This is a genomic window from Streptomyces sp. NBC_00353 (genome assembly GCF_036108815.1).
GTDB lineage: Bacteria > Actinomycetota > Actinomycetes > Streptomycetales > Streptomycetaceae > Streptomyces.
This window is the reverse complement of sequence record NZ_CP107985.1, coordinates 3,549,536-3,570,679: the sequence shown is the minus strand read 5'-3', so window position 1 is coordinate 3,570,679 and position 21,144 is coordinate 3,549,536. Positions and strand designations below refer to the sequence as shown.

The window sequence follows — 21,144 nt, the reverse complement described above, 5'->3', positions numbered from 1 at the left end:
GCTGTTCGCGAGCGTGGTGCACATCGTCACAGATGTCGTACTGATCGTGAACGGAGACTTCAGATGCGCAGCAATCGGACCCAGGACCTCGTTGCCTTCTTGGCGGTTCTCACCGCCGGCACAATCCTCGCCCTGCACGACGCCCAGTCCACGTTCTTGGCGCCTGTCGCCGTCATCGTCACTGACCTTTACACCGACTGGCGTGGCAACCGGGAGGGGAAGCGGCAATGAGGTCCGTAGGGACCGGCGGAGGGGCGCACGACCGGATTAGAGGGCGCTTCTTGAGGCTTGATCGCTCGTTGAGCTGTGCATGACGGTTCTGGTTGAGCGGTTGGTGCCGGATGAGGGTGTTGTTCCGGCGGGTGGTGCCGCCCGCGGAGGTGAAGCGTCCGCAGCGCGGAGGCCGCCGTCGGGCCGGCGACCGTGTGGTTCTGGCAGCGGTCATCTTCGTGGCCACTTCGGGCTGTACGTGGAGGCAGCTCCCGCCAGTATTCGGCCGCCCAGCCTGGCAAACGGTCTACCGGCGGTTCGCCAAGTGGAGCGCGGACCGGGTCTGGGCTCGGCTCCACCGCGTGGTCCTGGACGAACTCGGGGTGCGGGGTGAGCTGGACTGGTCGCGGTGCGCGATCGACTCTGTCAGCGTTCGGGCGGCAAAGGGGGGCTTCTGACGGGGCCGAATCCGACTGACCGTGGAAAGTTGGGATCGAAAATCCACCTGGTCACCGACCGGAACAGCCTGCCGCCGTCACTCGGCATCTCCGGCGCCAACATGCACGACAGCCAGGGACTGGACCCGCTCATCCGCGGAATCCCGCCGATCCGTTCCCGTCGCGGCCCGCGCCGCAGGCGCCCGGCGACCGCACTCACCAAGAGAAACGACTCATTAGGGTGCGCCGTACTCGTGCGGGTGGCCGCCCTGCCACTGCACCCATCGTGGATCGTCCAGGACGTCGCCGGCGTCGGGCAGGCCGGCGCGGCGTAGGAACTCGATCACGTCGTTGTCGCTGCGGGCGAGTCCGGCGCCTTGGGCGCGGATCGTCACCCGACGGCCAACCGTTCCGGCTGGGCGGTGGATGACGATGGGTGCTTCGCTCATGTCCTCAAGCGTGTCCTCAGGTTCTGACGGTCTTCGGTTCACAGCACTCCAAGCTCTCTGTCCGGCCGGCAGTAGGGGCAGGCCGTGATGCCGTCTTCCGTGAGCGCACGCGGGGCCTGCTCCCGGGTCATCGGTTTGGTTCTCTTGCCGCCCATGCCGCAGTCGCCTGTGTGGACGGCGTCGGCGTGGGACGTGCCGCCCGCGCGTAGCAGGGAGAGTTTCCAGTCGGGTGCCGGTGGCGGCAGGGTGCGTGCTGCCCGGGCGGCTGCGGCCTCGCGTTCTTCCAGCTCGGCGATGGTCCGATCGGTTCGGCCGAGCTGGTACGCCTGCCACTCGCGCACGATGCGCAGGCGATCCAGACGAGAGAGGCTTTCGGACACATATTCGATTCTAGGTCCAGGTGGGACGCTGTGCGCACGTCCTCTCTGTAGTGCAATCGGTCACTGTCCCTTGGGGCGGCTGGGCCGTCTCTGGGCCGTCTCTGGGCCGTCAAAGGGCCGCCGACGTCGACTAATGACGACCAACGACGACCGGTCGTCTATGCACCTCACCCTTCCTGACCTGGCGAAGGCCTCTGCCACCACGGCGTGTCTGCAACACTGGAGGAACCATGCCTAAGCCCGGAGAACTCACTTTCGTCGCGCCCCGCGGAGCCAAGAAGCCGCCGCGGCACCTCGCTGACCTCACGCCCGCCGAGCGCAAGGAAGCCGTCGCCGCGATCGGCGAGAAGCCTTTCCGCGCGCAGCAGCTGTCGCAGCACTACTTCGCGCGGTACGCGCACGACCCGGCGGAGTGGACCAACATCCCGGCCGGTTCACGGGACAAGCTCGCCGAGGCGATGTTCCCCGACCTGATGTCCGTGGTCCGGCACATCAGCTGTGACGACGACACCACCCGTAAGACGCTGTGGAAGCTGCATGACGGGACGCTGGTCGAGTCCGTCCTCATGCGGTACCCGGAGCGGGTGACGATGTGCATCTCGTCGCAGGCCGGATGCGGGATGAACTGCCCGTTCTGCGCGACGGGGCAGGCCGGTCTGGACCGCAATCTGTCGACCGCCGAGATCGTCCACCAGATCGTGGACGGCATGCGGGCGCTGCGCGACGGAGAGGTGCCGGGCGGGCCCGCGCGGCTCTCCAACATCGTCTTCATGGGCATGGGCGAGCCCCTGGCCAACTACAAGCGGGTGGTCGGCGCGATCCGCCGGCTGACCGACCCCGAGCCGGACGGTCTCGGTCTGTCGCAGCGCGGGATCACCGTCTCCACCGTGGGCCTGGTGCCGGCCATGCTGCGCTTCGCCGACGAGGGCTTCAAGTGCCGGCTCGCGGTCTCGCTGCATGCGCCGGACGACGAGCTGCGGGACACGCTCGTGCCGGTGAACACGCGCTGGAAGGTGCGCGAGGTGCTCGACGCGGCCTGGGAGTACGCGGAGAAGTCCGGCCGCCGGATCTCCATCGAGTACGCGCTGATCCGCGACATCAACGACCAGGCCTGGCGTGGTGACCTGCTCGGCCGGCTCCTCAAGGGCAAGCGCGTGCATGTCAACCTGATTCCGTTGAACCCGACGCCCGGCTCGAAGTGGACGGCCTCGCGGCCCGAGGACGAGAAGGCGTTCGTCGAGGCGATCGCCGCCCACGGGGTGCCCGTGACCGTGCGGGACACCCGCGGTCAGGAGATCGACGGGGCGTGCGGACAGCTGGCGGCATCCGAGCGCTGAAAACAGCCCGTGTAATCTGGGCCGAAATCAATTTCATATTCCGACAGGGGAGCGCCACAGCGCTGAGAGTGCGGCACCGACGACAGGCTGGCCGCAGACCCTCTGAACCTCGCCCGGGTCATTCCGGGTAGGAAGTTCGGTCATCAACTCATGCTGTTGCGCCCTGCCCGCCTCCCGGCGGGCAGGGCCGCGTCTCTTCCTGGTCAAACCCAGGAGGAATCAACAATGAGCACCACCAGTACCACGCGCCGCACCAAGCAGCTTGCGGCGACGGCCGTCGCCGCCGCGCTCGGCGTCACGGCACTCGCCGGCTGCGGCAGTTCCGACGGCTCGGCCTCCGGGTCCGGCGGCACGAAGGGCTCCGGGTCCAAGACCGTGACCCTGGTCAGCCATGACTCCTTCAACGCCTCCAAGGACGTACTGAAGGCGTTCACCGAGGAGACCGGCTACACCGTCAAGGTGCTCAAGAGCGGTGACGCCGGCGCCGCACTCAACCAGGAGATCCTGACCAAGGGCTCCCCGCGCGGCGATGTGTTCTTCGGCGTCGACAACACGCTGCTCTCCCGCGCCCTCGACAACGGTCTGTTCACGCCGTACGAGGCGAAGGGGAGCGACCGGGTCGCGGCCGACACCCAGCTGGACGCGACCAAGCACCGGGTCACGCCGATCGACACCGGCGACATCTGCATCAACTACGACAAGAAGTACTTCGCCGACAGGAAGCTCGCGCCGCCGACGACCTTCGACGACCTGGCGAAGCCGGCGTACAAGAACCTCCTCGTCACGGAGAACGCCGCGACCTCGTCGCCCGGGCTCGGCTTCCTGCTGGGCACCGTCGCCACCTACGGCGAGAGCGGCTACCAGGATTACTGGAAGAAGCTGAAGAGCAACGGTGTCAAGGTCGTCGACGGCTGGGAGCAGGCGTACAACGAGGAGTTCTCCGGCTCCGTGGGCGGCAAGAAGGCCAAGGCCGACCGTCCGCTCGTCGTGTCGTACGCCTCCAGTCCGCCGGCCGAGGTGCTGTACGCGAAGCCGCAGCCGACCGAGGCCCCGACAGGGGTCGCGACCGGCACCTGCTTCCGTCAGATCGAGTTCGCGGGGCTGCTGAACGGCGCGAAGAACGAGGCGGGGGGCAAGGCTCTGCTGGACTTCCTGATCAGCAAGAAGTTCCAGGAGGACATGCCGCTCAACATGTTCGTGAGCCCGGTCACCGAGGACGCGAAGCTGCCGGAGATCTTCACCGAGTTCGGCGCGACGGTCGACAAGCCGACCACCGTGGCCCCTGACACCATCGCCAAGAACCGTGAGCAGTGGGTCCAGTCGTGGTCCTCGCTCGTAGTGAAGTAGCGAAGACGCCCGCACCCGGCCCGGGCGCGCGCGAGGAGGGTGCGGGCGCCCGGCCGGGGCGCGCGAGCGCCGCGCGCCCGAGGGCGTGGCGCGGGAGCGCGGTGCGGCTCGGCCTGATGGCCGTGCCCGTCGCGTTCTTCGCGGTGTTCTTCGCCCACCCCGTCGTCGCGATAGTCGGCCGCGGGCTGAAGGCCGACGGCGTCTGGCAGTTCGGCCGGATCGGCGAGGTGCTGAGCCGGCCGGACATCCTCGACGTCCTCTGGTTCACCACCTGGCAGGCGCTCGCCTCGACCGCGCTGACCCTGCTGATCGCGCTGCCCGGCGCCTATGTCTTCGCCCGCTTCGACTTTCCCGGCAAACAGCTGCTGCGGGCGGTCGTCACCGTGCCGTTCGTCCTGCCGACCGTCGTCGTCGGGACGGCCTTCCTGGCGCTGCTGGGGCGCGGCGGCTTCCTCGACGAACTGGCGGGCGTACGGCTCGACACCACCGTGTGGGCGATCCTGCTCGCCCATGTCTTCTTCAACTACGCGGTGGTCGTACGGACTGTCGGTGGGCTGTGGTCGCAGCTCGACCCACGGCAGGAGGAGGCCGCCCGGGTGCTGGGCGCCGGACGGTTCGCGGCGTGGCGGCGGGTGACGCTGCCGGCCCTCGCGCCCGCCGTGGCCGCCGCGGCGCTGATGGTCTTCCTCTTCACGTTCACCTCCTTCGGGGTCGTGCAGATCCTCGGAGGCCCGGCGTACTCCACGCTGGAGGTGGAGATCTACCGGCAGACCGCCCAGCTGCTCGACCTCCCCACGGCCGCCGTGCTGACGATGGTGCAGTTCGCCGCCGTCGGCGCGATCCTGGCCGTACACGCGTGGACCGTGCGGCGCAGGGAGACCGCGCTGAAGCTGGTCGACCCGGCGCAGACCGCCCGCAGGCCGCGCGGCGCCGGGCAGCGGGCACTGCTCGGCGGGGTCCTGCTGACCGTGCTGGTGCTGATCCTGCTGCCGCTCGGTGTGCTGGTGGAGCGCTCGCTGGACGTGCCCGGCGGGCACGGCTTCGACTACTACCGCGCCCTGCGGTCCGCGGACGCGAGCGGCAGCACCTTCCTGGTCGCGCCGCTCGAGGCGGTCTGGAACTCACTCCAGTACGCCGTGGTCGCGACCGTGATCGCGCTGGTCGTCGGCGGGCTCGCGGCGGCGGCGCTGACGAGGCGCGCCGGACGGCTCGTCCGTGGCTTCGACGCACTGCTGATGCTGCCGCTCGGGGTGTCCGCGGTCACCGTCGGCTTCGGTTTCCTGATCACGCTGGACAAGCCTCCGCTGGATCTGCGGACCACCTGGATCCTGGTGCCGCTGGCCCAGGCACTGGTCGGTGTGCCGTTCGTCGTACGCACGATGCTGCCTGTCCTGCGGGCGGTGGACGGTCGGCTGCGCGAGGCGGCGACGGTGCTCGGCGCGTCACCGCTGCGGGCCTGGCGCGAGGTCGACCTGCCGCTGGTGCGGCGGGCGCTGCTGGTCGCGGCGGGTTTCGCGTTCGCCGTCTCGCTCGGCGAGTTCGGGGCGACGGTGTTCATCGCGCGGCCCGACAACCCGACGCTGCCGGTCGCCGTGGCCCGGTTGCTCGGGCGGTCCGGCGAGCTCAACTACGGCCAGGCGATGGCCCTCAGCACGATCTTGATGCTGGTGTGCGCGGTGTCGCTGCTGCTGCTCGAACGTATCCGCCCGGATCGGTCCGGGGAGTTCTGAAGATGCTCGGGGTGTTCTGGACATGCTGACACTGGAAGCCGCCACCGTCCTCTTCGGGAGGCGGGCGGCGCTCGACGCGGTGGATCTGGAGGTCGCGGACCACGAGATCGTCTGTGTGCTGGGGCCGAGCGGCAGCGGCAAGTCGACACTGCTGCGGGTGGTCGCCGGACTGCACCCGCCGGACGGCGGCCGGGTGCTCCTCGACGGCGTCGACCAGACCGACGTACCGGTGCACCGGCGCGGTCTGGGGCTGATGTTCCAGGATCATCAGCTCTTCCCGCACCGGGACGTCGGCGCCAACGTCGCCTTCGGGCTGCGGATGCACGGAGTGACCCGTGGCGACCAGGACCGCAGGGTCGCCGAACTCCTCGAACTGGTGGGCCTGCCCGGCAGCGAACGTCGGGCTGTCGCCTCGCTGTCCGGCGGCGAGCAGCAGCGCGTCGCTCTCGCGCGGGCGCTCGCCCCGCGACCGAAACTGCTGATGCTCGACGAACCGCTCGGCCAGCTCGACCGCAGCCTGCGCGAACGCCTCGTCGTCGAACTGCGCACACTGTTCGCCCGGTTGGGTACGACGGTGCTCGCCGTCACCCATGACCAGGGCGAGGCGTTCGCCCTCGCGGACCGGGTCGTCGTGATGCGCGACGGACACATCGCCCAGATGGGCACTCCGCTGGAGGTCTGGCAACGCCCCGCCTCCTCATTCGTCGCCCGGTTCCTGGGTTTCGACAATGTGGTGGATGCGACGGTGACCGGCGCGGCCGCGGCGACGAGGTGGGGCAGGGTACCGGTGCCGGACGGGGCGCCGCAGGGCCCGTGCGCCCTGCTGGTGCGTCCGGCGGGCGTACGGATCGGCGACCCGGCGGACGGCCTGTCGTGTACGGTCGGCGCCCGCACCTTCCGGGGCAACCATGTCGCCGTGACACTGCACCCCGACAGCGGTCCGCTCCTGGAGGCGGAGTGCCCGCTGCGGGACACGCCCCAGGAGGGTGCGAAGGTCGGCGTGACGTTCGACGCGTCGGAGACGGTGGTGCTGCCCGCGTCGGGCTGATCGCGGGCACCGCTCGCGACGCCACACGGCGGGAACCACTACCGGGTGTTCCGGAAGAGCGGTTTCGTCCGTTTCGGGGAACACCTCATGCGACCGGGGAAGATCCGGAACGACTCCGAAAGGGCAGGGACTATGACTGGAACGGCACGCGAGGGCATCGACATCACGCGCGTCTTCGACGCCCCACGGGAACAGGTCTTCGCGGCCTGGACGACCCCCGAGCACTTCGCCTCCTGGTACGGCGGCGATGCCGATGTGCCGCTCGACCGGGTGTCGATGGACGTCAGGCCGGGGGGCACGTGGAGCCTGGTCATCGTGGTGCCGGGCACCGAGATGCCGTTCCACGGGGTCTACCGCGAGGTGGTCGCGCCGGAGCGGCTGGTCTTCACGCTGAAGGACGCTGCCGCGCCTGCCGACATCGAAGGCGAGATCGTCACGGTCACCTTCGCCGAGCGCGGCCGCAGGACCACCGAGATGGTCTTCCAGCAGCGTGGCGGCAACCTCACGCCCGAGCAGTACGCGGCGGCCGAGGACGGCTGGGAGGCCTTCTTCGACGCGCTGGTCAACCGGCTCGCGGCGATCTGAACCGGACAGGCTCTCGGCCGGCCCCTCAGCCGGTCAGCCGGGCGAGTGCCTCGGGGGCCTCGTCCACCGTGTCGACCAGTGCGATACGGGACTCCATCGGCCGGCCCGCGGCGAGCGCTCGGAGCAGCGGCCAGGTGGGCAGTTCGTCCGTCCAGTGGGCGCTGCCGACCAGCACCATCGGCGTCGGTGTGCCGCGTGAGCCGTAGTAGTTCGGCGTCGTGCTGTCGAAGATCTCCTGCACGGTTCCGGCGGCGCCCGGCAGGAAGATCACGCCCGCGGTGGAGCGGGCGAGCAGCCCGTCCTCGCGCAGCGCGTTGGCGAAGTACTTGGCGATGTGGTCCGCGAACGGGTTCGGCGGCTCGTGACCGTAGAACCAGGTGGGGACCGAGACCGAGCCGCCGCCGTCCGGCCATCGCTGCCGTACGGTGAAGGCGGCCAGCGCCCATTCGGTGATCGACGGGGTGAACGAGGGCACGGCCGCCAGGAGTTCGCAGGCCTTGTCCAGCATCGGATCCGGGTGCGGAGCCGCATAGGCGCCGAGGTTCGCCGCCTCCATCGCGCCGGGGCCACCGCCGGTGGCCACCATCAGTCCGCTGCGGGCCAGCGTTCTGCCCAGCCGGGCCGCGGCCGCGTACGCGGCGCTGCCGCGGGGCGTTGCGTGGCCGCCCATCACCCCGACCACCCGGGCTCCGGTGAGAAGTTCGTCCAGCGCGTCGGAGACCGCGTCGTCGTGGAGCGCGCGCAGCATCGAGGCGAAGGTGTCGCCGTTCGCCCGGGTCTGCCGGAACCATCGGTACGCGCGGGCGTCGGGCGTCGCCTCGTAGCCTCCGTCCGCGAGCCCTGCGTAGAGCGCGTCGGGGGAGTAGAGCAGGCCGCGGTACGGGTCGAAGGGCAGTCCCGGCACGGGCGGGAAGACGAACGCCCCCTCGGCTCGCACCTTCGCGGCCGCTTCGGGCGTCATTCGGCAGCCGAGGAAGACGGCGCCGGACGTGTCGGCGGCGAGCAGCGCGGCGCTGCGGTCCGTCAGGTCGAGGGACTGGATGCGATGTCCGGCCAGTGTCCCTGCGGCGACCGCGGCGTCGAACTCGGCGACCGACTCGATCTCGATGCCGGGTGCAGGAATGCTGTCGTCCGGGTTGTCCACGCTGTCATGCTACGTACCGGCCGGGGGGTACAGCTCCTTTCGTACGGTCATATGCCCCCGAGTCGGGAGGTGGCACCGTGACGGACGTGACTCCTGGGGCGGACCGGGACCAAGTGGTGCGCACCCCCGTATCACCGGTCCCGCCTCCCCTCGCACTGCGTCGCATCGCCGCCGTCTCCGCAGGGACCGGGGCACTCCTTCTCGTCCTCAGCGCCCGCTACGGCTACCACCGCGACGAGCTGTACTACCGGGCCGCAGGCGACCACCTGGCCTGGGGATACGACGACCAGCCGCCGCTCGTCGTCCTGCTGGCCCGCGCCGAGACCGCGCTCTTCGGGGATTCACCGACCGCGCTGCGCACCGCCTCGGCCGTCGCGGTCGCCCTGACCGTGCTGCTCGTCGGACTGATCGCCCGGGAACTCGGCGGTGGCGCCCGCGCGCAGACGCTCGCCGCCCTTGCCTGGGCGGTCGCCCCGCTCACCGTCATATCCGGGCACCTGCTCTCCACGACCACCCTCGACCTGCTGGTCTGGACGCTCATCAGCTGGCTCGTGGTCCGTCTGGTGCGTACCCGTGCGCACCGGCTGTGGCTGATGATCGGGCTGGTCACCGGGGTCGGTCTGCTCAACAAGTACCTGGTGGCGTTCTTCGTCGTCGCCCTGCTCGCCGGGATGTTCGCGGCAGGTCCGCGCACGGTCCTGCGTACCCCCTGGCTGCCGGCGGGCGCGGCGCTCGCGCTCCTGATCTCCCTGCCCGATCTGCTGTGGCAGGCGGCGCACGGCTGGCCGCAGTTCGATCTGGCGCGAGCGATCGCGCGGGACGGTGACCAGGGGGGCAGGGCGGGCTTCCTGCCGTTCCAACTCCTGCTGACCGGACCGCTGATGGCGCCCCTGTGGGCGGTGGGACTGTGGCAGCTGGGCCGGGTGGAACGGCTGCGTCCGTACCGGCTGTTCGTCTGGGCGTACGGGGCGCTGGCCCTCGTGTTCCTGGTCACCGGCGGCAAGGCCTACTACCAGGGCGGCGCCTATCCGGTACTGCTGGCCGCGGGCGCGCTCACCGTCGAGGAGTGGCTCGCACGCGCGGGCCGCAGAGCCTGGCGCGGAGTGCGTACCGGGATCGTGGCGGTCAGTGGTGCGGTCACCGTACTCATCGGGCTGCCTGTCGTGCCGCTCGCCGCGTTCGCCGACAGTCCGCAGCCGGCCGTCAACGGCGACAGCGCCGAGACGGTCGGCTGGCCGCAACTCGCCGCGACCGTTGGCCGGGTGTACCGGACGCTGCCGCCCGCGGAGCGCGGGGCGACGACGATCGTGACCCGCAACTACGGTGAGGCGGGGGCACTCGCGCGGTACGGCGACAGGTACGGGCTGCCGACCGCGTACAGCGGGCACAACGCCTACCACGGGTGGGGGCCGCCGCCCTCGCACCGCAGCGCCGTGACGCTCTTCGTCGGGGCCCGGAGCGCGGGCGAACTGCGGCGGTACTGGAGTGAGGTGGAACCCGCCGCCCGGATCGACAACGGGTACGGGGTCGACAACGAGGAACAGGGCGCGGAGGTCTGGATCTGCCGGGGCCTGCGCGAGCCCTGGCCGGAGATCTGGCCTGCCTTCCGGCACCTCGGCTGACCGTCGACCGTCTTCACGGCCGGCCGACGGTCCCTCAGCCGGTCAGCGGCAGCGCGGCCAATTCGGCGATCGCCCACGTGATCGGGGTGAACACGACCAGCAGGACGGCGACGCGCAGGGTCGTCGCGGCCCGCAGCGCCGAGGCCGGCGCACCGAGCCGCAGCAGCATCCGAACCATGTGGGCGCGGGCCTGCTTCGCCTCGAGGGCGGAGGTCAGCAGCGTCGCCGTCGTGCAGCCCAGGACCAGTACGGCGCCGAGCGCGGTGAGCGGGCCGAAGGGACGCGGTCCCGTCCCGTACAGCGCGAAGGCCGCGATCACCGCGGAGAGCACCGCGCAGACCGCACCCAGCGGCCGGCCGATCCGGCGCGCCTCGTCCATCAGCATCCTTCCGGCCAGCAGGCGTACGGCTCCTGGGCGCATCGCCTGCAGCAGCCGTCCGGCGAAGTGAGTCAGTCCGGGGCCCGCCACGGCCAGACCGATCGCGGTCAGCGACCATCCCGCCAGTACCCACGCCGGGGTGGTGTCGAGCTTCCCCGGCAGGGGGAACGCACTGCCCGCGCCATCACGGCTCGAGTACGCCTCGATCGCGAGACCGACCGCTGTCAGCGCCACACCCCACGGCAGTCCGGTCGGCGCCGGTGCCGGAGCCGGCATCTGCTCGTCCGGCGAGATGTCCTGCTCTTCGTCGTCCGGCACCGCCGCCTGCACCGGTCGGGTGCGCAGCGCCATCGCACTTGCCGTCGCCGCGGACACCGGTGCCAGCGCCAGCAGCATGAGGGCCGCGGCCACCGGCAACGGAGCGCCTGCGCCGAGCAGGTCGGCCGCCGCCCCGTCGAACGGCAGCCCGGTCAGATCGCCGCGCAGATGCAGGAAGAGGAGCAGCGCCACCATCGATCCGAGGGTGCAGGACACCGCGGTGGAGACCGCGGCCAGCACGCTGAGCCGGAACGGTCCGAGACCGACGGCGGACAGTCCCGGACGCGGGCGCGTACTGGGATCCGTGCGGGCCACCGCGACCGCGAACTGCACGGTGGCGGCGAGCGGTACGAAGCACCACAGCAGCCGCAGCGCCGCGGTGGTCGAGTATGCCGGATGTGTGGACGCGTACCCCAGGGTGCACAGCAGCAGGAAGCCGACCCCGGCGGAGGCGGCCGCGACCAGCAGCCGCCGCACCTGGACCAGCGGATGGGTGCCGCGGGCTAGACGGAGAGCGAGCACGCCGCGTGGCCTTCCGTATCGGACACGGAGGGCAGGGCGACGGTGGTGACACGGCGGCCGTCCAGCAGCGGGACCGTGCGGTCGGCGAGCGAGGCGACCTCCGCGTCATGGGTGGCGAGCACGACCGTGATGCCGTGCGAGCGGGCCGCGCTCATGAGTGTTCGCAGCACATGGGAGCGGTCGGCGCGGTGCAGTGTCGCGGTCGGCTCGTCGGCGAAGATCACCGTGGGCGTGCCGGCCAGCGCGCGGGCCACGGCGATCCGCTGACGCTGCCCCTGGAGCAGCGTGTGCGGCCGCTTCTTGGCGCACACGCCGATGTCGAGGCGCTCCAGCCACTCCATGGCGGCCTTCTTCGCGGCCCGGTGCGAGGCGCCGCGCAGCAGCAGCGGAAGCGCCGCGTTCTCCCAGGTGTTCAGCTCCGGTACGAGCTGAGGTTCGGGCGCGATCCAGCCGAACCGGTCCCGGCGCAGCCGCTCGCGCAGCCGCGGCCCCATGGTGTGGACCGGAACACTGTTGAACCACACCTCGCCCTGCTGGGGCACCAGTTGACCGGAGAGGCAGTGCAGCAGAGTCGTCTTGCCGCTGCCGCGCGGGCCGGTCACGGCGAGGACCTCACCGTCGCGGACGCCCAGGGAGACCCCGCCGAGCGCGGGTGAGCCGTTGTGGGAGTGGTGCAGGGAACGCGCCCAGATCACATCGTTGTCCGGCGGAGCCACCATGGCGTACACCTCGGTTCAGATCAGAGTTCCCGTCCCCTGTACGGGGGAACGAAGAGGGGGCCGATCGGTCACTGGGCACCGTAAGGATTCGAACCACGGCATCACGGCACCACGCGGCCCGGGTGCGCTCCTTCCCACTCGAATGGGCGCATCCGGGCCGCGTGAACCGTATGAAATGACTGCTGGAAGCAGGGGTGAGCGATGATCCGGCCGTGGTCAATCGGTCAGTCGATCCGTGGTCGATCGGCCGATCGACTCACGAGCCGGATCACAGTTCGGATCAGAGCTTCGTCCAGGCCTCCGTCAGCACCGACCGCAGGATGGACTCGATCTCGTCGAACGTCGACTGGTCGGAGATCAGCGGCGGGGCGAGCTGGACGACCGGGTCGCCGCGGTCGTCGGCCCGGCAGTACAGACCGTTCTCGTACAGCGCCTTGGAGAGGAAGCCGTACAGGACGCGCTCGGTCTCCTCGTCGGTGAAGGTCTCCTTGGTGACCTTGTCCTTCACCAGCTCGATGCCGTAGAAGAAGCCGTTGCCGCGGACGTCTCCGACTATCGGCAGGTCGTGCAGCTTCTGCAGCGTCGTGAAGAACGCGTTCTCGTTGTCCAGGACGTGCTGGTTGAGACCCTCGCGCTCGAAGATGTCGAGGTTGGCGAGGCCGACCGCCGCGGAGACCGGGTGGCCACCGAAGGTGTAGCCGTGCAGGAAGGTGTTGCCGCCCTCGTAGAACGGCTCGGCGATGCGGTCCGAGACGATGCAGGCGCCGATCGGGGAGTAGCCCGACGTCATGCCCTTGGCGCAGGTGATCATGTCCGGCACGTAGCCGAACTTGTCGCAGGCGAACATCGTGCCGAGGCGGCCGAAGGCGCAGATGACCTCGTCGGAGACGAGCAGCACGTCGTACTTGTCGCAGATCTCGCGTACGCGCTGGAAGTACCCGGGCGGCGGCGGGAAGCAGCCACCGGCGTTCTGCACGGGCTCCAGGAAGACCGCGGCAACCGTTTCCGCGCCCTCGAACAGGATCTCCTGCTCGATCTGGTCGGCGGCCCAGCGGCCGAAGGCCTCCGGGTCGTCGCCGTGGATCGGGGCGCGGTAGATGTTGGTGTTCGGCACCTTGTGCGCGCCGGGGACCAGCGGCTCGAACGGGGCCTTCAGGGCCGGCAGACCGGTGATCGACAGGGCGCCCTGCGGGGTGCCGTGGTAGGCGACGGCGCGCGAGATGACCTTGTACTTGGTCGGCTTGCCCTTGAGCTTGAAGTACTGCTTGGCGAGCTTCCAGGCCGTCTCGACGGCCTCGCCGCCACCGGTGGTGAAGAAGACCTTGTTGAGGTCACCCGGCGCGTAGTCGGCGAGGCGCTCGGCCAGCTCGACCGCCTTCGGGTGAGCGTAGGACCACACCGGGAAGAAGCCCAGCTCCTGGCCCTGCTTGTACGCCGCCTCGGCGAGCTCGTGACGGCCGTGACCGGCGTTGACCACGAACAGGCCGGACAGGCCGTCGAGGTAGCGCTTGCCCTGATCGTCGTAGATGTAGGTGCCCTCGCCACGCACGATGGTGGGAACGGGCGCGTTCTCGTAGTCCGACATGCGGGTGAAGTGCATCCACAGGTGGTCGTACGCGGTTCGGCTGAGGTCCTTGCTCACGGCTATCGGGTTCCCCACATATAGGTCTGCTTCTTGAGCTTCAGGTAGACGAAACTCTCGGTGGAGCGCACGCCGGGGATGGCCCGGATGCGTTTGTTGATCGTTTCCAGCAGGTGGTCGTCGTCCTCGCAGACGATCTCCACCATCAGGTCGAAGGAGCCCGCGGTCATCACCACGTACTCGCACTCGGCCATGGCCGACAGCGCCTCCGCGACGGGATCGAGATCGCCTTCGACATTGATGCCGACCATCGCCTGCCGCCGGAACCCCACGGTGAGCGGATCCGTGACGGCGACGATCTGCATCACGCCCTGGTCGAGCAGCTTCTGAACGCGCTGCCGTACCGCCGCCTCGGAGAGGCCCACGGCCTTGCCGATCGCGGCGTACGGACGACGCCCGTCCTCCTGGAGCTGCTCGATGATTGCGAGGGACACGGCATCGACCGCTGGTGACGATCCGTTCCCGGTCCTGGAGTCTGCGCTGCGACTGGCCACGGACACACTGTGCACCGGGACTCGTCTGTCTGGCAACCCCGGATCGATGAAATTCGTTGTTTGAAGGCCTTGATCTAACTGAATCCGAAGTTCGCGGCGGTTGGGTATGTCGAAAGCGTTACCCCAGCGACTAGGCTGGACATCTCACCCATTGGACGTGTCGACAGGAGGGGTGGTTGTGACCACCGAGGTGCGCCGTCTGCGCAACTACATCAACGGAGAGTTCCGGGACGCCGCGGACGGGCGGACCATCGACGTGGTCAACCCGGCGACGGAAGAGGTCTACGCGACCTCGCCGCTCTCCGGCCAGGCCGATGTCGATGCCGCCATGGCCGCCGCGGCCGCCGCCTTCCCCGCCTGGCGCGACGCCACGCCCGCCGAGCGCCAGAAGGCCCTGCTGAAGATCGCGGACGCCTTCGAGGAGCGCGCGGAGGACCTGATCGCCGCCGAGTCCGAGAACACCGGCAAGCCGCTCGAACTCACCCGCACCGAAGAGATCCCGCCGATGGTGGACCAGATCCGCTTCTTCGCGGGTGCGGCGCGGATGCTCGAAGGCCGCTCGGCCGGCGAGTACATGGAGGGCCTGACCTCCATCATCCGCCGCGAGCCGGTCGGCGTCTGCGCACAGGTCGCGCCGTGGAACTACCCGATGATGATGGCCGTCTGGAAGTTCGCCCCGGCGCTCGCCGCGGGCAACACCGTCGTCATCAAGCCGTCCGACACCACCCCGGCGTCGACCGTGCTGATCGCCGAGATCATCGGCCAGATCCTGCCCAAGGGCGTCTTCAACGTCATCTGCGGGGACCGGGACACCGGCCGCGCGATGGTCGAGCACCCGACGCCGGCGATGGCCTCCATCACCGGTTCGGTACGGGCCGGCATGCAGGTCGCCGAGTCCGCCGCCAAGGACGTCAAGCGGGTCCACCTGGAGCTCGGCGGCAAGGCGCCCGCCGTCGTCTTCGAGGACTCCGACATCGCCAAGGCCGTCGAGGGCATCTCCGTCGCGGGCTTCTTCAACGCCGGCCAGGACTGTACGGCCGCGACCCGCGTCCTCGTCCACGAGTCGATCCACGACGAGTTCGTCACCGCGCTCGCCAAGGCCGCGGCCGACACGAAGACGGGGCAGCCGGACGACGAGGACGTGCTGTACGGCCCTCTCAACAACGCCAACCAGCTGAAGCAGGTCAGCGGCTTCATCGAGCGGCTCCCCGCCCACGCGAAGGTCGAGGCGGGCGGCCACCGGGTCGGCGACAAGGGCTACTTCTACGCCCCGACCGTCGTCTCCGGCCTGCGCCAGGACGACGAAATCATCCAGAACGAGGTCTTCGGTCCGGTCATCACCGTCCAGTCGTTCACCGACGAGACGCAGGCCGTTGAGTACGCGAACGGCGTCGAGTACGCCCTCGCCTCCTCGGTGTGGACCAAGGACCACTCCCGGGCGATGCGGATGTCCAAGAACCTCGACTTCGGCTGCGTGTGGATCAACACCCACATCCCGCTCGTCGCCGAGATGCCGCACGGCGGATTCAAGAAGTCCGGCTACGGCAAGGACCTCTCCGCGTACGGCTTCGAGGACTACACGCGCATCAAGCACGTCATGACGTCTCTCGACGACTGACCTTCCGTGCATGCGGTGGCGGCCCCGGGCTCCGGCCCGGGGCCGTTTCCGTGCCCCGCTTCTGACGGGGCATCGACAGGGTGTGCGGATGGAGTGCATGCCGCTGGACGAATGGTCCATTGTCCGCCCAACCCGCCGACCGGCATCCTGCGCAGGTGCGAGCGATCCCGAACCACCCCATGTCCCGCCGGTCCCTGCTGCGCGCCTTCGGGGCGGGAGCGGCCGGTGCCACGCTGGCCGGCTGTGGCGTGCCCGCCGCGTATGTGCAGCCCGGTGACCGCGCCGGACGCGACGTCTCCGCCACCGACCACACGCTGCGGTTCGCCAACTGGCCGCTGTACATCGACACCGACGACGAGGACGAGTCCAAGCGGCCCACCCTCGATACGTTCACCGAGCGCACCGGGATCTCCGTCGGGTACACCGAGGAGATCAACGACAACGACGAGTTCTTCGGGAAGATCAGCCCGGCGCTGATGAACCACCAGCAGACCGGCCGGGACCTGATCGTCATCAGCGACTGGATGGCCGCCCGGTTCGTACGGCTCGGCTGGGTGCAGGAGATGGACCGGACCGAGCAGCCCAACGTCGCCAAGTACCTGGACCCGCAGCTGCGTTCGCCCGCTTTCGACCAGGGGCGGATGCACAGCGTCCCCTGGCAGTCCGGGATCACCGGCATCGCGTACAACCGCAAGAAGCTCGGCCGCGAGATCAAGCACACGAGCGATCTCTGGGCGGACGACCTGCGCGGCAAGGTGACGCTGCTGTCCGGGCTCGACGAGTCGTTCGCCCTGCTGATGCAGGGCAACGGCGTCGACATCACCCGCTGGACGCGGGACGACTTCTACACGACGTGCGACCAGGTGGAGAAGCTGGTGAAGAAGAAGCACATCCGCCGCTTCACCGGCAACGACTACATCAAGGATCTGTCCACCGGCGATGTGCTCGCCTGCCAGGCCTACTCGGGCGATGTCATCCAACTCCAGGCGGACAACCCGGAGATCGAGTTCGTGGTGCCCGAGGAGGGGGCCGAGCTCTGGGCGGAATCGCTCATGATCCCCAACCTCGCCCGTCACAAGCGCAATGCCGAGAAACTGATCGACTACTACTACGAGCCCGAGGTCGCCGCGGAACTCGCCACCTGGGTCAACTACGTCTGTCCCGTCCCGGCCGCCCGCGAGGTGCTGGCCTCGGCCAAGGACGAGGAGACCGCCGCCCTCGCCGAGGATCCACTGATCTTCCCCGACGACGCGATGCGCGCACGGCTGGCGATCGCCCGCGACATCACGTCCGAGGAACGCACCGAGTTCGCGAAGAAATGGAACTCCATCGTCGGTCTCTGAGCGAGGTGCCGGGCCGGCGTAAAGGGCACGTAAACCCGGGCGTACGCTGCGGGCATGAGCGAGCGAAGAGCCCTGCTGAGGCGCATACGCGTGTGGTTGGTCGTCTTTATCGTCTGCCTGGTACTGAGCGGGCTCACCGCCTTCCCGCTCGTCCATGAACTCCACTGGACCGAGGACCTGCTGAAGTCCTCGGCCTCGCCCGTGCCCGAGCACTTCCCGGCTCTGATGGAGTGGATCACCCGGGTCCGGACCGGTCTGGACGAGGCCGACGCGAAGTACCCCTTCGTGCTGTACGGCACCGACTGGCTGGCCTTCGCGCATCTCGTCATCGCCGTCGCCTTCTACGGTCCGTACCGCGACCCGGTCCGCAACATCTGGGTCATCGAGTTCGGCATGATCGCCTGCGCCGGGATCATCCCGCTCGCGCTGATCTGCGGACCGGTCCGGGGGATCCCCTTCTGGTGGTCGGTCATCGACATGTCGTTCGGTGTCATCGGGGTGATCCCGCTGCTCGTCGTCCGCCGGATGATCAAGCGGCTGGAGGCGATGGAGCGGACGCCGGATCCGGTGGCCGGCCCGGCGGCGGCTCCAGCGGTCTGAGTCACCCGGCCGACGGGGCACCGAAGGCGGCCACCACGATGTTCATCGCCGTGGCGTTCATGCCCTCGCCCTTCGCGTCCGTCGCGTTGACGCTGTAGACGAGTGTCCGGGAGAGATCACGGGTGGCCACGACAGCCGTGTTGTAGCCCCAGCGGCCACCCGTCTTGCCCCATACCTCGCGCCCGCCCAGCTTCACCACCGACAGGCCCGCGCTGTACGCGGCCGGCTCGCCCGTGCCGTACTCGCGCACCGATGCGTCGGGCAGCGTGAACATCTCCTCCAGGAGCGGTCCGCGCACCACCTGCCCGCGGAACAGGGCCCGGACGAAGTGCTCCAGGTCGGCGGTGGTGGAGATCAGGTCACCCGCCGCCCAGGCGTCCGTCGCCCCCCACACCGACACATCACGCAGCTCGGCGGTCCCGTCGGTCCCGGTGAAGGTCTGATAGCCGTGGTTGTACGGGCCGCGGATCGTCGGGTCGGTGCCGGGGAAGTACGTGTCCTTCAGGTGCAGAGGCTTCAGGATGCGGCGGGAGACCTCCCCCGCGTACGTGTGACCGGTGACCTCCTCGATCAGGAGGCCTGCCACGGTGTAGCCGATGTTGTCGTAGTGCTGCTGCGTACCGGGCGCGAAGTCCGGCTCGTGGGAAGTGGCCTCGCGTACCGTGTCCGCCGCGTCGTGCAGGTCGAAGCGGTGCGCGTACCACTCGTCCAGGGTGTCGCCGCCGGAGCCGACGGACGGGATGCCGCTGGTGTGGTTCAGCAGCTGCCGCACCGTGACCTGCCGGTAGCTCGCGGGGATCAGCTCCGGCAGATAGTGCCGGGCCGGACGGTTCAGGTCGAGCTTCCCCTCGCCCGCCAACTGGAGCACGACGGCGGCGGTGAAGACCTTGGTGACCGAACCGGCCCGGAAGCGGGCGTCCCGGTCCGCCGGACGGCCGGACTCCAGGTCGTGGACGCCGGAAGTGCCCCGCCAGCTGCCGGCGGTGCCCGCGACCCGTACGAGCGCGGCCGTGGCGTCGGCCTTCGGCAGCCCGGCGATCGCGGCACGCAGGGCCTCGGCGTCCGGTGCCTCCTGGGTGGTTGCGACGGCGGCCACCGGAGCGCGCGCTGCCGCGAGCGCCGGTCCGGCCGGGCCGGAGAGGATGCCGAGGACCAGGGCGGTGGCGACGAAGGTACGGGTAGCGCGGGCGTTCATGTCCGGTGCCTCCGGGGAGTGGAATCCGTAACTGCTGGTGGAGTCCATCCTGTTGATCCGCGCGCCCCGGCGGATCACCCGGGCGGGCGGTCCTCGCCATGAGGTCTTCTCGCCGGTGCGGGGGAGACGGGGGACGTCTCTCCCTCCGGCGAGGGAGTGACGAGACCGCACTCGTACGCGCAGATGACCGCCTGGATCCGGTCGCGCAGGCCCAGCTTGGACAGGACATGGCCCACATGGGTCTTCACCGTGTGCTCGCTGACGACGAGTGCGGTTGCGATCTCCGCGTTCGACAGGCCGCGTGCCAGGTGCAGCAGCGTCTCGCGTTCGCGGGCGGTCAGGACATCGAACCGTGCGGACGGCGGTACGGCCGAGGCCGCCGGGCGCGCGGTGTAGTCGGCGATCAGCCGGCGCGCCACCGACGGCGCCAGCAGCGAGTCCCCGGCCGCCACCACTCGTACCCCGTGCACCAGATCGTCGCGGCGGACGTCCTTGAGCAGAAAGCCGCTCGCACCCGCGTGCAGCGCCTCGTAGACATACTCGTCGGAGTCGAAGGTGGTGAGCATGACCGTCCGGCAGTCGGTCTCCGCGCTGATCGTGCGGCACGCCTCGATGCCGTCCGTGCCGGGCATCCGGATGTCGAGCAGCGCCACCTCCGGCGCCAGCCGGCGTACCGCGTCGACCGCCCCGGCGCCGTCGCCCGCCTCCGCGACCACCTCGATGTCCGGCTGCGCGTCCAGGATCATCGCGAAGCCGCTGCGTACCAGCTCCTGGTCGTCGGCCACCACCACACGGATCGTCAACTCTCCACCCCTGTATGCGTCTCTCCATGGGCATGTGCCTTGCCGTGCGCGTCCGTCTGCGTGGCCGCAAGCGGAATCGTCACCCGGACCCGGAATCCCCGGCCACCCGGACCCGCTCCTGTGCGGGCGGTGCCGCCGTGTGCCGAGGCGCGTTCCCGGATGCCGATCAGTCCCATTCCGGTGACGGTCCCGGGTCCGCGCCCGTCATCGGTGACAGTGAGGATCAACGCTGTCGGCTCATACGTCAGTTGTACGCAGACGGTGTCGGCGGCGGCATGCTTGACGACGTTCGTCAGGGCCTCCTGCGCGATCCGGTACACGGTGGCCTCGACGTCCAGGCCGGGCGGGCGGGCCGGACCCGTGACCTCGTACGAGATCTCCAGGCCGCTGCCGCGTACTCGCTCGACCAGGCCGGGCAGCCCGGCCAGCGCGGGCTGGGGTTCCCTGGGCGCGCCGTGCGGGCTCTCGTTCTCGCGCAGCACGCCGAGCATCCGGCGCAACTGCACCATGGCGTCCCGCCCCGTCTCCGAGATCGCGTCGAACGCCGCCTCGGCACGCTCCGGTGCCGTGCGCACGGCCACCGGACCGGCCTCCGCCTGCACGATCATCAGGCTCACCGCGTGCGAGAGGATGTCGTGCATCTCCCGTGCGATCCGGGCCCGTTCGCGGGCCGCCGCCTGCTCGGTCTCGATGCGGTGCGTCAGCTCCAGCTGCCGGGCCCGGTCCTCCAACGCCCGCAGGTAGGCCTTGCGCGTGACGGTGAACCGGCCGAAGGCATAGGCCGCGCCGAACACGAAGAAGGAGAAGAGCAGCTCCCTCATCTCGTTGCTGTTGCGTCCGGGTGAGGACAGCACCGCCGCGGTGGTGAGCGCCGCGACCCCGAGCCGCTTCACCGGTGAGGAGAGTTCGGCCACCGTGTAGAAGGCCACGAGTCCGGCGTACGGGAGCGGCTGGCCCGGCCCGTCGAGTGTGAACTTGTACAGGCCGCCGACAGCGAGCACAGCGATCAGCACGGCGACCGGAGCCCGCCGCCGCGCGACCAGCGGCACCACGGTCAGGGTGGTCAGTCCGTACGCCGCCCACGTCGCCTCCGGCAGGTCCGGGCCCCGCGGGACGACGAACGGCATGGTCACCGCGGCTTGCACCAGCAGCGCGATGAGGAGGTCCACGGTCCGGGGGCCGGCCCCGAGCGCCCTCGGGGCGATACCACGTAGATGCATGG

20 protein-coding genes and 1 pseudogene are annotated in these 21,144 nt (G+C 69.8%); 11 read left to right on the top strand and 10 right to left on the bottom strand.

All coding sequences use genetic code 11. The features are described from left to right. Positions 1 to 63 precede the first annotated feature (63 nt). Both OHA88_RS16155 and OHA88_RS16150 read left to right on the top strand, forming a co-directional pair. On the top strand, positions 64 to 231 hold the full coding sequence (locus OHA88_RS16155; RefSeq protein WP_328626061.1) for a hypothetical protein: 168 nt from the start codon (positions 64 to 66) through the stop codon (positions 229 to 231). Between the two features lie 110 nt (positions 232 to 341). Continuing rightward, positions 342 to 853: pseudogene (locus OHA88_RS16150) on the top strand (IS5 family transposase); the annotation flags it as partial. Positions 854 to 883: 30 nt separating this feature from the next. On the opposite strand, the gene OHA88_RS16145 reads toward OHA88_RS16150, so the two are convergent. Both OHA88_RS16145 and OHA88_RS16140 read right to left on the bottom strand, forming a co-directional pair. Then, entirely contained in the window at positions 884 to 1,096 is a 213-nt protein-coding gene (locus tag OHA88_RS16145; protein WP_328626060.1) for a hypothetical protein, read from the bottom strand. Positions 1,097 to 1,134: 38 nt separating this feature from the next. Continuing rightward, complete coding sequence (locus tag OHA88_RS16140; protein WP_328626059.1) at positions 1,135 to 1,476, bottom strand: DUF6233 domain-containing protein; 342 nt, start codon at positions 1,474 to 1,476, stop codon at positions 1,135 to 1,137. A gap of 230 nt (positions 1,477 to 1,706) precedes the next feature. Between OHA88_RS16140 and rlmN the strand changes: the two genes are divergently transcribed. The 5 genes from rlmN to OHA88_RS16115 all read left to right on the top strand — a co-directional run bounded on the left by rlmN (position 1,707) and on the right by OHA88_RS16115 (position 7,523). Further along, positions 1,707 to 2,813, top strand: a complete 1,107-nt coding sequence (rlmN, locus tag OHA88_RS16135; RefSeq protein WP_030928354.1) for a 23S rRNA (adenine(2503)-C(2))-methyltransferase RlmN — start codon at positions 1,707 to 1,709, stop codon at positions 2,811 to 2,813. A 225-nt stretch (positions 2,814 to 3,038) separates the two neighbouring features. Further along, positions 3,039 to 4,160 (top strand): thiamine ABC transporter substrate-binding protein, encoded by a 1,122-nt coding sequence (locus tag OHA88_RS16130; protein WP_328626058.1) that lies wholly within the window; start codon positions 3,039 to 3,041, stop codon positions 4,158 to 4,160. Positions 4,161 to 4,276: 116 nt separating this feature from the next. Beyond that, positions 4,277 to 5,890 carry an ABC transporter permease gene (locus OHA88_RS16125; protein ID WP_328629706.1) on the top strand — a complete coding sequence of 538 codons (1,614 nt, stop codon included), beginning with the start codon at positions 4,277 to 4,279 and terminating at the stop codon, positions 5,888 to 5,890. Positions 5,891 to 5,912: 22 nt separating this feature from the next. Further along, positions 5,913 to 6,938, top strand: a complete 1,026-nt coding sequence (locus tag OHA88_RS16120) for an ABC transporter ATP-binding protein (protein WP_328626057.1) — start codon at positions 5,913 to 5,915, stop codon at positions 6,936 to 6,938. A 132-nt stretch (positions 6,939 to 7,070) separates the two neighbouring features. Further along, the gene (locus OHA88_RS16115) at positions 7,071 to 7,523 is read left to right on the top strand and encodes an SRPBCC family protein (RefSeq protein ID WP_328626056.1); all 453 of its coding nucleotides are present in this window, start codon (positions 7,071 to 7,073) and stop codon (positions 7,521 to 7,523) included. 25 nt (positions 7,524 to 7,548) lie between these two features. Here the strand turns inward: OHA88_RS16115 and OHA88_RS16110 are convergent, their stop codons facing one another. Then, positions 7,549 to 8,667, bottom strand: coding sequence for an LOG family protein (locus OHA88_RS16110; protein WP_328626055.1), 1,119 nt, complete (start codon positions 8,665 to 8,667; stop codon positions 7,549 to 7,551). Positions 8,668 to 8,744: 77 nt separating this feature from the next. Here OHA88_RS16110 and OHA88_RS16105 point away from each other — a divergent pair, with 77 nt between their 5' ends. Further along, positions 8,745 to 10,289, top strand: coding sequence for an ArnT family glycosyltransferase (locus tag OHA88_RS16105; RefSeq protein WP_328626054.1), 1,545 nt, complete (start codon positions 8,745 to 8,747; stop codon positions 10,287 to 10,289). A 34-nt stretch (positions 10,290 to 10,323) separates the two neighbouring features. Here OHA88_RS16105 and OHA88_RS16100 read toward each other — a convergent pair whose 3' ends face one another. From OHA88_RS16100 to OHA88_RS16085, 4 genes are all read right to left on the bottom strand, one after another. Continuing rightward, positions 10,324 to 11,508, bottom strand: coding sequence for a hypothetical protein (locus OHA88_RS16100; protein WP_328626053.1), 1,185 nt, complete (start codon positions 11,506 to 11,508; stop codon positions 10,324 to 10,326). After that, positions 11,490 to 12,227 carry an ABC transporter ATP-binding protein gene (locus OHA88_RS16095; RefSeq protein WP_328626052.1) on the bottom strand — a complete coding sequence of 246 codons (738 nt, stop codon included), beginning with the start codon at positions 12,225 to 12,227 and terminating at the stop codon, positions 11,490 to 11,492. Before OHA88_RS16095 ends, OHA88_RS16100 begins: the two co-directional genes overlap by 19 nt. A gap of 280 nt (positions 12,228 to 12,507) precedes the next feature. Next, entirely contained in the window at positions 12,508 to 13,887 is a 1,380-nt protein-coding gene (locus OHA88_RS16090; protein WP_037853716.1) for an aspartate aminotransferase family protein, read from the bottom strand. Further along, positions 13,872 to 14,378 (bottom strand): Lrp/AsnC family transcriptional regulator, encoded by a 507-nt coding sequence (locus OHA88_RS16085; protein ID WP_267001239.1) that lies wholly within the window; start codon positions 14,376 to 14,378, stop codon positions 13,872 to 13,874. Before OHA88_RS16085 ends, OHA88_RS16090 begins: the two co-directional genes overlap by 16 nt. A gap of 163 nt (positions 14,379 to 14,541) precedes the next feature. Here OHA88_RS16085 and OHA88_RS16080 point away from each other — a divergent pair, with 163 nt between their 5' ends. The 3 genes from OHA88_RS16080 (at position 14,542) to OHA88_RS16070 (ending at position 17,924) form a co-directional block, all read left to right on the top strand. Beyond that, positions 14,542 to 15,981, top strand: coding sequence for a gamma-aminobutyraldehyde dehydrogenase (locus tag OHA88_RS16080; protein ID WP_267001237.1), 1,440 nt, complete (start codon positions 14,542 to 14,544; stop codon positions 15,979 to 15,981). A gap of 179 nt (positions 15,982 to 16,160) precedes the next feature. After that, entirely contained in the window at positions 16,161 to 17,324 is a 1,164-nt protein-coding gene (locus OHA88_RS16075) for a polyamine ABC transporter substrate-binding protein (protein WP_328629705.1), read from the top strand. 54 nt (positions 17,325 to 17,378) lie between these two features. Then, complete coding sequence (locus OHA88_RS16070; RefSeq protein ID WP_328626051.1) at positions 17,379 to 17,924, top strand: hypothetical protein; 546 nt, start codon at positions 17,379 to 17,381, stop codon at positions 17,922 to 17,924. Position 17,925: 1 nt separating this feature from the next. Here OHA88_RS16070 and OHA88_RS16065 read toward each other — a convergent pair whose 3' ends face one another. From OHA88_RS16065 to OHA88_RS16055, 3 genes are all read right to left on the bottom strand, one after another. Further along, positions 17,926 to 19,119, bottom strand: coding sequence for a serine hydrolase domain-containing protein (locus OHA88_RS16065; RefSeq protein WP_328629704.1), 1,194 nt, complete (start codon positions 19,117 to 19,119; stop codon positions 17,926 to 17,928). Between the two features lie 74 nt (positions 19,120 to 19,193). Further along, entirely contained in the window at positions 19,194 to 19,922 is a 729-nt protein-coding gene (locus OHA88_RS16060) for a response regulator transcription factor (protein WP_328626050.1), read from the bottom strand. Further along, positions 19,919 to 21,142 carry a sensor histidine kinase gene (locus OHA88_RS16055; protein WP_328626049.1) on the bottom strand — a complete coding sequence of 408 codons (1,224 nt, stop codon included), beginning with the start codon at positions 21,140 to 21,142 and terminating at the stop codon, positions 19,919 to 19,921. The genes OHA88_RS16060 and OHA88_RS16055 overlap by 4 nt, the downstream gene beginning before the upstream one ends. Positions 21,143 to 21,144 lie beyond the last annotated feature (2 nt).